This window comes from Maribellus luteus (assembly GCF_003576475.1).
GTDB lineage: Bacteria > Bacteroidota > Bacteroidia > Bacteroidales > Prolixibacteraceae > Draconibacterium > Draconibacterium luteum.
The window spans coordinates 1-2235 of sequence record NZ_QWGR01000033.1 but is presented as its reverse complement, the minus strand read 5'-3'; the positions used below and the strand labels follow the sequence as shown (position 1 = coordinate 2235).

The 2235-nt window shown below is 41.0% G+C and carries 2 protein-coding genes; both read left to right on the top strand.

Annotated features, from left to right (window positions below):
- The first annotated feature begins 9 nt into the window (after nucleotides 1-9).
- Nucleotides 10-159, top strand: coding sequence for a T9SS type A sorting domain-containing protein (locus D1614_RS26510; protein ID WP_119440442.1), 150 nt, complete (start codon nucleotides 10-12; stop codon nucleotides 157-159).
- Nucleotides 160-613: 454 nt separating this feature from the next.
- Nucleotides 614-2235, top strand: a 1622-nt coding sequence (locus D1614_RS23510) for a GLUG motif-containing protein (RefSeq protein ID WP_306439030.1), incomplete at its 3' end; no start/stop codon positions are given.

The window sequence follows — 2235 nt, the reverse complement described above, 5'->3', positions numbered from 1 at the left end:
GTTAGCGACATGGGAGGAAAACGGATTCTGCAGAAAACCTACCTGGCAGGCGAGCGAATCGACTTTAACCTGTCTGATCAGGTTTCAGGAATGTACCTTGTCAACGTCAGGGCCGAAAATCAGGTTTATGTGCGAAAACTCATTCTGAATAAAGAATAAAATCTCTGGAGTAAAAAAACAGGAATCCATTGCGGGTTCCTGTTTTTTTTTATACTTCAGCTAACCAACTGCCAATATATCCTAAAATCCGGGGCAGCAACACCATCCCAATTCCGAATACAGACATAGATTATTGAGTCATTCCCTGGCCACGAAAATTATCATAAAAAATAAAACACCCTATTGTCTTTTATGATTCATATTTTTATATTGTACAGTATTTCTTAAACATTAAAAACTCTTATAATAAACATAAACCTATAGAAAATTTATGCTTAAAGTAAACTCTCAATATTCAAGTCGACAACAAACTCAGGCGATACAAACAATCACACTTCACTTATAACCACAATATTATACATACAAAACATATAATCCCTGTTGATTCAGTGTGCGGGATTATGTGCCGTTCTATAAGAGAACAAGAACAATAATTAAATATAAATTAAATTACATGAAATTAACTTTTACTTCAATTTTCATTTTTTTTACGCTGGCTGGCAATGTGCTTGCCGGCACCTATAGTGGTGGCAGCGGTACAAGCGCCTCTCCCTATCAAATAGCAACACTTAACGACTTACAGGAATTAAGTCAAACCTCGGCAGACTGGAATGCCCACTTTACTCAAACGGCCGACATTAATGCTTCCTCAACAAGTGGATGGAATGGCGGGGCCGGTTTCTCTCCCATTGGTGTTTCAGGATATCCATTTAAGGGAACATACAATGGCAATGGGCACACCATCGACAACTTATTTATAAAAAGGAGCACCAGTGGGTATATTGCCTTATTTGGACTCGTGTTTAACCCTGCAGTCCTAACAGACATTCACCTTACCAATGTAAATTTCGAAGGAGAATTCTATGTAGCTGCACTTGCCGGATGGAACGAGGCTACAGTAAGAAACTGTTCTGCATCCGGGAACATAGTTGCCACCGATTATGTTGCAGGAGGTTTAATAAGCATGAATCTTGGAGATATCTTCAATAGTTATTCCTCTTGTTCAGTCACCAGTTCCAACTACGCAGCAGGAGGCCTCGTTGGAAGTAACAACGGAACCTATGGCGCCGGCAACATTGTTAACTGTTATGCCAGAGGCTCTGTAAGTAGCCCTGAACGCACCGGAGGACTAATTGGTTACATTGTTGGCGGGGAGGTTAAAAATTGCTATTCAACAGTTAGAGTAAATTCCGGTTTTTCTTCCATTGGCGGACTTATCGGGCGTTATTTTAGTGGAACCATTACTAATTCATTTTGGGATAAAGAGACGTCAGAGCAGAGCAGCAGTCAAGGCGGCACAGGCAAAACAACCGCTGAGATGAAGACTCTGTCAACTTTCTTAAATGCAGGCTGGGATTTTGAAGTTGAAACCAACAATGGTAGCGAAGATATTTGGGATATTGATAATGCAAGCCAAACGATAAATGATGGTTATCCATTTTTTGACATGCAAAATGGAAGTGCGATCTCAGTATCAACGGTAGTTCCAACAATAACTGTAAGTAATCCAAGCAGCCCGATTACGGGAGGCAGTCCGGTGACTTACAACATTAAGTACAGTGGTGCAGCGACTGTTAATTTATCAGCTGCAAATATCACACTTAACAAAACCGGGTCTGCTAACGGCACGGTTACGGTAGCTAAGGGAACAACCATTTATCCGACTGTAACTATCAGCGATTTCACAGGAGTCGGAACATTAGGTATCAGAATTAGCGCAGGAACATCCACAAGTATAAACGCTTTGGCAGCTACAGGCACCGGCGCCAGTGCAACCTTTTCAGTAGTTGACAGCACACCTCCCAATGCAATTTGTCAGGATATTACAATCAGTCTTGATCCAAATGGTCAAGCACTTCTAACTGCTGAACAAATCGACAATGGTTCATCCGACAACATCGGAATAGATACCATGTGGCTTAACAACTATGATTTCTCCTGTTCAGAACTGGGCGATAACGATGTAACACTTTATGTAAGTGATGAAGCAGGAAATGTTGACTTTTGCGAGGCAATTGTTACTGTTACCGATACTACAGCCCCGGTTTATATTGGCAAAGAATTACTAACCTATTA

Bases quoted from the DNA above. Each gene is read 5' to 3' on its own strand.
- D1614_RS26510 (WP_119440442.1), top strand. From the start codon at position 10: ATGGGAGGAAAACGGATTCTGCAGAAAACCTACCTGGCAGGCGAGCGA.